This is a genomic window from uncultured Campylobacter sp. (assembly GCF_938045625.1).
Lineage (GTDB): Bacteria > Campylobacterota > Campylobacteria > Campylobacterales > Campylobacteraceae > Campylobacter_A.
On the sequence record NZ_CALIAV010000012.1, the window covers coordinates 20,960 to 27,374 of the forward strand.

Annotated in this window: 8 protein-coding genes; 7 read left to right on the forward strand and 1 reads right to left on the reverse strand. The window is 47.7% G+C overall.

Going from position 1 to position 6,415, the window contains the following annotated elements; genetic code table 11:
• Nucleotides 1-9: 9 nt before the first annotated feature.
• Together Q0386_RS00820 and Q0386_RS00825 are read left to right on the forward strand one after the other, a co-directional pair.
• On the forward strand, nt 10-453 hold the full coding sequence (locus Q0386_RS00820) for a hydrogenase 3 maturation endopeptidase HyCI (RefSeq protein WP_002948666.1): 444 nt from the start codon (nt 10-12) through the stop codon (nt 451-453).
• Nucleotides 454-462: 9 nt separating this feature from the next.
• Nucleotides 463-1,326 (forward strand): formate/nitrite transporter family protein, encoded by an 864-nt coding sequence (locus tag Q0386_RS00825; protein WP_299025721.1) that lies wholly within the window; start codon nt 463-465, stop codon nt 1,324-1,326.
• Nucleotides 1,327-1,546: 220 nt separating this feature from the next.
• Here Q0386_RS00825 and Q0386_RS00830 read toward each other — a convergent pair whose 3' ends face one another.
• The gene (locus Q0386_RS00830) at nt 1,547-2,185 is read right to left on the reverse strand and encodes a Crp/Fnr family transcriptional regulator (RefSeq protein ID WP_299025724.1); all 639 of its coding nucleotides are present in this window, start codon (nt 2,183-2,185) and stop codon (nt 1,547-1,549) included.
• 209 nt (nt 2,186-2,394) lie between these two features.
• Between Q0386_RS00830 and Q0386_RS00835 the strand changes: the two genes are divergently transcribed.
• From Q0386_RS00835 to iadA, 5 genes are all read left to right on the forward strand, one after another.
• Nucleotides 2,395-3,027, forward strand: coding sequence for a riboflavin synthase (locus Q0386_RS00835; protein ID WP_299025727.1), 633 nt, complete (start codon nt 2,395-2,397; stop codon nt 3,025-3,027).
• A gap of 87 nt (nt 3,028-3,114) precedes the next feature.
• A complete protein-coding gene (locus tag Q0386_RS00840) occupies nt 3,115-3,837 on the forward strand; it encodes a polyphenol oxidase family protein (RefSeq protein WP_299025730.1) in 723 nt (240 codons plus the stop codon).
• 135 nt (nt 3,838-3,972) lie between these two features.
• Complete coding sequence (locus tag Q0386_RS00845) at nt 3,973-4,542, forward strand: tetratricopeptide repeat protein (RefSeq protein WP_298055121.1); 570 nt, start codon at nt 3,973-3,975, stop codon at nt 4,540-4,542.
• A gap of 134 nt (nt 4,543-4,676) precedes the next feature.
• Nucleotides 4,677-4,892, forward strand: a complete 216-nt coding sequence (locus tag Q0386_RS00850) for an acetyltransferase (RefSeq protein ID WP_122873355.1) — start codon at nt 4,677-4,679, stop codon at nt 4,890-4,892.
• 193 nt (nt 4,893-5,085) lie between these two features.
• Nucleotides 5,086-6,225 (forward strand): beta-aspartyl-peptidase, encoded by a 1,140-nt coding sequence (iadA, locus tag Q0386_RS00855; RefSeq protein WP_299025739.1) that lies wholly within the window; start codon nt 5,086-5,088, stop codon nt 6,223-6,225.
• Nucleotides 6,226-6,415: the final 190 nt, after the last annotated feature.

Genomic DNA, 6,415 nt, shown 5'->3' on the forward strand with positions numbered 1-6,415 from the left:
GCTTTTAGGATGAAAAAGGCTTTGCTTTGCATCGGCAATCCCATGCGCGGCGACGACGACGTAGGCAACGAAACCGGGCGAATCGTCGAGGCGAATTTGAAAGATTGGCGGGTATTTTACGGACAGGACGTGCCTGAAAACGAGTTTGGCGCGCTTAGAGAATTTGAGCCTGATATCATCGTCGTGGTAGATGCTATGAGCGGGTTTAAAGACGGCGCGATCGAGTTTTTCGATCTTAGCAACGAGCGCGACTATATCTACTCGACGCACAACTTGCCTACGCCCGTACTTTTAAGCTACCTGCGTAAAATTTGTCCCAAAACGCTATTTTTGGGTATTAGCGTTTTGCTTGAGAACGTGCTTGATTTTAAAGAGGGTTTAAGCGAAAACGCAAAAAAAAGCGCGCAAAAAGCTTACGAGCGCATTTTGGAGATAGATAAAAATTTAAAATAGGAGAAGGACATGTTAAATCCTGCAGAAACCGCGCAAGCGGTGTCAAATTCGATGGAGCACAAGGCGCATACTCCGTTAGTAAGCATTATTTTTCTAGCTATCATGGCGGGCGCGGCGATTGCTATGGGCGATATTTTCTGGGCGCACTCGACCGTGGGCATGGCTGAAAAGCAGTCTATCGGTCTTGCAAATTTTATCGGCGGCATCACCTTTAGCTGCGGTCTCATGATGGTCGTTTTTTACGGCGGACATCTATTTACTAGCTCGGTTTTAAGCGGCGTTAGCGCGTATGAAGGCAAGCTAAATTTAGGCAAGACCTTTAGCTACTGGGCGATCGTTTGGGTTTTTAACTTCGTCGGCGGCGCGCTAATTGCTTATATGTATTATTACTCTGGCTTACCGCTAAAATACGACGGCTATATCTTGCAACACTTTATACCCTCAGGTATAGGCAAGATCACTGCTCCGTTTCACGAGCTATTTATCCGCGGTATCTTTTGTAACGTGTTTGTTTGTATGTCTATCTGGACTGCGACCAGCGAGAGCAACCTTGCGGGTAAATTTTTTGCGATCATGTGGATGATAGGCGCGTTTGTCGCATGCTCTATGGAACACTGCGTAGCAAATATGTTTATCATAACAGAAGCCATCATCGCTAAAGCTCACTACATCGCGGCAAACGGCGGAGATATCACCGCTGCGGCTACGGCTCTAGGGCACGGCATCACGGCTGAAAAACTAGAAGTGCTAAACTGGGGAAATTTCATCGGTAAAAACCTAGTTCCCGTTACGCTAGGCAATATCTGCGGCGGACTTTTCTTTGTGGGGTTAGTTGGATTTATGGCGAATAAATTTGACATGAAAAAGAAATAATTCCCCATAAATGAACGGATTTTAAAAGTAGTTTTTGATTAAGGCGCTCGGTCACATACTACATGTATGCTCCCGTCACGCCTAATCAAAAACTATTTAAACTACGCCTATTCTGTCTGAAATATCTCACATCTTGCTAAATTTACAAATTTAACTACATTAAATTTAAAAACTCAAATTTAGCGTTTTTGCGGTGCGGGTCTAGGCGCGTAAATTTAATTTAGTTCGTATAGCTTTGTAGCTTTTCGTAATCCACTATCAAAATTTCATGCGGGGTTATGCGCCTGATGATATCGTCTTTGATTAGTTCGTTAAACGCGGTGCTTGCGCTTTGGCGCTTGAGTCCGACGAAGCTTGAAAGCACCTTTAGCGAAAACGGTAAAAAGACGTAGTGATAGCCGTTTTGCGTCAAATTTTGCTCGGCGGCGAGCTCGACGAGGAAGTTTGCGATGCGCCCTTTCGCGCTTTCAAAAAGTATCGATTTTATGATTTGGCGCTGCAGCAAGGAGATATTTACGAGCGTGTCGGCGTATGCTTTGGCAAATCTCTCGTTTTTTAGCAGTTCGCCCATGTCGTCTGCATCGATCGAGTAGATCTCGCTGTCCTCTAGGATCTCTAGCACGCACACGTCGTCTATGATCGAGATGTTGTCTTTTTGGAGATGATAGACGATAAACTCTTCGCCGTCCTCGAAAAACGAGAGCTTGCCCGAGCCGCTTTTAAATATCACGACTTTGATGGATTCGGCGTAGATCGCGGCGCCTTTGACTAGAAACTCGCGGTTAAATTTAGCGAGTTCGTTTTGATCCAAAACGTCTAAAATATCGGTCTCGAGTAGGCCTAGTCGTGATTTTTTCAAGTTTATCTTTTCTTGTGGCTTAAGATTAAGTTCCTATTTTATCTTAATATTTTTAAAGTGTATTAAATTTACCGAGGCGGGGCGCGATCATCCTGCTAGTTTTGCATATTTGCGTCGCGGCAAAAATCGGGCGGCTAAAATTTAGACGGTAAATTTAGCCCGCTCTGAGGCTAAATTTTATAAAATAGCTCAAAATTTAAGGACGAAAAATGTTTAACGGACTGATTAGAGAGATCGCGCAGGTTGCGAGCTATTCGCAAAATACCCTACGACTAAAAGCCGCATATCGCCCGAATTTAGGCGATAGCGTCGCGGTAAACGGCACGTGCTTGAGCGTGACGCAGCTACACGCAGACGGCTTTAGCGTGGAGCTTAGCGCTGAAACCAGAGTGCATATCGCGACGGAAAATTTGCGCGGACGCGTGCATATCGAGCCTGCGATGCGGTTAGCCGACCGCGTGGACGGACATCTGCTGCAAGGCCACGTAGACGCTATCGGCGAGGTCGCGCGCATAGAGCGGCGCGAAAACGGGGTTGATTTTTATATAAATTTGCCCTCTAGCGTCATGCCTTTGATGGCGAACAAAGGCAGTATCGCAGTCGAGGGCGTGAGTCTTACGATCAACGAAGTTTTGCCGACCGGCGTGCGCCTCACGATCATCCCGATCACCTTTCGAGAGAGCTTGTTTGGCGAGTTTGAGCCTGGGCGCCGCGTAAATGTGGAAAGCGACCTGCTCGCGCGCTACGTAGCTAGGCAGCTGGAGTTTGGCCGCAGTGCCGAAAACGGCGGCAAAAGCGAGATCAGCTGGGACGAGTCGCAGCATATCGCGAGCCTTTATTAAGCTTTTGCGAGGCGAAAATTTATAGCTTGCGAATTTAGCTTGCAAAACCACACTCTATACGGAGCGGACGGCGAGGAAAAAGGAAAAATGAAGCGGGAAATTTTAGACGTAGTTTTTGAGAGCGAGCGCTTAAAACTCGGCTTTACGACGCGTTTTGGCGGCGTAAGCGACGGTGAGTACGAGGGGTTAAATTTGGCGGGTCACGTCGGAGACCAGCCCGCAAACGTCGCTAAAAATCGCGAAATCCTAGCCGAGCAAATCGGCGTAGCGCCCGACAATCTAAAATTTATGCGCCAAATTCACTCAAATCGCGTGGAAATTTTGCGAGATTTAGAGGATGAGCTACCGCCTTGCGACGGCGTGATAACGGCGCTTAGAGGCGTTACGCTTTGCGTTTTGGTCGCCGATTGCTCACCCGTTTTGATAGCGGACGAGCGGCGGGGCGTAGTTGCCGCCGTGCATGCGGGCAGAGCGGGCGTAACGGGTAAAATTTGCACGAACGCAGTAAATTTGATGGCGAGCGAGTTTGGCTGCGAGGCTGGTGATCTGCGCGTGTTTGTCGGCGCAAACATCAAAGCGCGAAACTACGAGGTTGGTGAGCTAGATCTGGCCGAGTTTAACCGCTATAAAAATGGCGGCAAATTTGACATGGAAGCGGCCTTGCGGGACGAATTTGCGCAGCTTGGCGTTGAGCGAGCGGAGTTTGATCCGCGCTGTACGTTTGAGACGCAGGAGCTATTTTCCTACCGTAGAGATAGCGTCACGGGGCGATTTTGCGGTTTTGCGATGAATAAAATCTTGCCGAAATAGGACCAAAATTTGACCGTTTAGAGCCTAAATTTAGGTCTTTGCGAGCGTGCGGCTCGGCAAATTTAGTTAAAATTTCATTTATGTTTATCAAAAAGGGCTAAAATTTAAATCGAAACCTCATAAAAAGGAGTCAGTATGAGAAAAATTTTACTTTGTTTGATTGTTGCCGCGAGCGCGCTTTTTGCGGCGCAAACAAGATCCTCAAACGAGATGACTAGCGTCCTTGCGAGCGTGCCTGCAAATTTGGCAAACAAGCAGTTTGAAGACGCGTTAGCGATGTACCGAGTTTCGGATTTTAGCGAGGCGGCGAGGCTCTTTAATCTAGCGTGCGAAGGCGGACACGCGCGGGCATGCTACGATCTGGGCGCGATGATCGCTAGCGGAAAGGTCGCGGCAAAGCAGCCTAGTACGGCGGCTAAATTTTACGAGCGAGCATGCAAAATGGGCGATAAGCTGGGCTGCTACGCGCTAGCGTACGCGTGCCAGACGGGTGCTGGCATAGCAAAAGACGAAGCGCGAGCGTACGAGCTCTATAAAAACTCATGCGAGCTTGGGCTAGCTAAAGGCTGCAACGAAGCCGGCTTCATGAGCGAGCGCGGCATGGGCGTAAGTGCGGACGTCAAAGCTGCGGTTAAATTTTACGAAAAAGCGTGCAAGATGGGGCTAGAGGTCGGCTGCGAAAACGCTAAAATTTTAAAGCGTTAGACTCGGCTGGCGGCTAAAATTTAACTCGGTTGCGCGTTCTTGTTTTGCGGGGTGCGCGCCGAGTTTAAATTTGAGCTAAAATTTACTGCAAATTTTTTATAATAACCCTAAAAATCCACTAAAAATCGAGAAAGATGCCATACGAAAATTTTAAATCAAAAAATCCTCTCGCGGCAAAAATCGCCGCAAATGCGAGAAAATTTGACGTCCAGACGCTGCAAAACGAAGATCTCGTAAATTTGCTTTTAAACGAGAAAAAAATCGAAATCTCGGACGAGCAAAAAGAGGCTGCCAGGCGCGTATTTACGGGGCTAATGAAAATAGAAGAGAGCGTGCAGCTAAGCGGATAGCCGGCTAAATTTGACCTCCAGCTAAATCTACAAAAATAAAACCAAGCATCACTCAAACCACTGCTTCTCCAATAAAAACTGAAATATCTGGTTTTTATCAAATTTGATGTAAAATGACGGCGTGACATCGCAATGAAAATAAGCCAGAAAACGTAAAATTTACAATAAAAAAACCCAAAGCAAAGGAGAAAATATGCTGTTACTTAAAAATGCCGATCTATACGCGCCAGAGCACGTCGGCAGGAGCGACGTTTTACTCGGAGGCGGTAAAATTTTAGCCGTTTCCAAGGAGCTTGATTTTCGAGTCGATGGGCTTGAGGTTTATGACCTAGAGGGCAAAATTTTAGCACCCGGACTCATCGATCAGCACGTGCACATCACGGGCGGCGGCGGCGAGGCTGGTTATCATTCGCGAACGCCCGAAATAACATTGTCGCAAATCATCCGCTACGGCACGACGACGGTCGTAGGCACGCTGGGTACCGACGGGTGCACGAGGAGTCTCGAAAATCTCTACTCAAAGGCCAAGGCGCTCGAGTACGAGGGCATCTCGACCTTCATCCATACAGGCTCTTACGCTCTGCCTAGCGTTACATTTACTGGTTCCGTCACGCGCGATCTGGTGCTCATCGACAAGGTCATCGGCTGTAAGATCGCGATGAGCGACAACCGCGGCAGCTACCCGACCTCTCAGGAGCTCATCAAGACCCTTACGCAGATCCGCATCGGCGGCATGATCTCGAAAAAAGGCGGCGTGCTGCACATGCACATGGGCGGGCTCGCGGATAAATTTGACCTCATTTTTAGCGTGATCAAGGACTATTCGTTCCCGATTAATTACTTTTCGCCGACGCACTGCGCGCGGACGAAGGAGCTTTTTGACGAGGCGATCAAATTTCAAAAAATGGGCGGCTACATCGACATCACGAGCGGCGGAAGTAAATTTGCCCCGCTTCATGAAGCTATCGCGTATGGGCTTGCTAACGGGCTAAATTTAGAGCGCCTAACGATGAGCTCGGACGGCAACGGCAGCGTGCCTAGATTTGACGAAAACGGCGCGCTGGTTGGCTACGGCTGCGCTTCGTGCGAGACAAATTTAGAGGTCATTAAAGCCTGCGTGAAAAATAAAATCCTAACCATCCCGCAAGCTCTAAGCATGATGAGCAAAAACGTCGCAAAATACCTAAATTTAAACGGCAAAGGCGAGATAAAAGTAGGCTTTGATGCTGATTTTGCGGTATTTGACGAAGCTCTAAACCTAGATAGCGTGATCGCGAAAGGGGAGTTTTGCGTAAAAGAGGGCAAGCTCGTGAAAAAGGGATTTTTCGAGTGAAAATCATTAGTGCGTAAATTCCGCCGACACGCTGAAATATGCAGTCGGTTTTTTACCGCTGTGGCCTATTTGGCTTTTACATGTCGAAGCTTGTTGCGTTTATGTAAAATTTGATCCAAAAACGGCAATTATTTTGGAGCGGAAAAACTCCGCTCCACTTAAGATTACGCGTTAGTTATCTGGATATAGT

Excerpts from the sequence above, each read along its gene's own strand:
- Q0386_RS00840 (WP_299025730.1), top strand. The coding sequence starts at position 3,115 with ATGAAGCGGGAAATTTTAGACGTAGTTTTTGAGAGCGAGCGCTTAAAA.
- Q0386_RS00820 (WP_002948666.1), top strand. The coding sequence starts at position 10 with ATGAAAAAGGCTTTGCTTTGCATCGGCAATCCCATGCGCGGCGACGAC.
- Q0386_RS00825 (WP_299025721.1), top strand. The coding sequence starts at position 463 with ATGTTAAATCCTGCAGAAACCGCGCAAGCGGTGTCAAATTCGATGGAG.
- iadA (WP_299025739.1), top strand. The coding sequence starts at position 5,086 with ATGCTGTTACTTAAAAATGCCGATCTATACGCGCCAGAGCACGTCGGC.
- Q0386_RS00850 (WP_122873355.1), top strand. The coding sequence starts at position 4,677 with ATGCCATACGAAAATTTTAAATCAAAAAATCCTCTCGCGGCAAAAATC.
- Q0386_RS00835 (WP_299025727.1), top strand. The coding sequence starts at position 2,395 with ATGTTTAACGGACTGATTAGAGAGATCGCGCAGGTTGCGAGCTATTCG.
- Q0386_RS00845 (WP_298055121.1), top strand. The coding sequence starts at position 3,973 with ATGAGAAAAATTTTACTTTGTTTGATTGTTGCCGCGAGCGCGCTTTTT.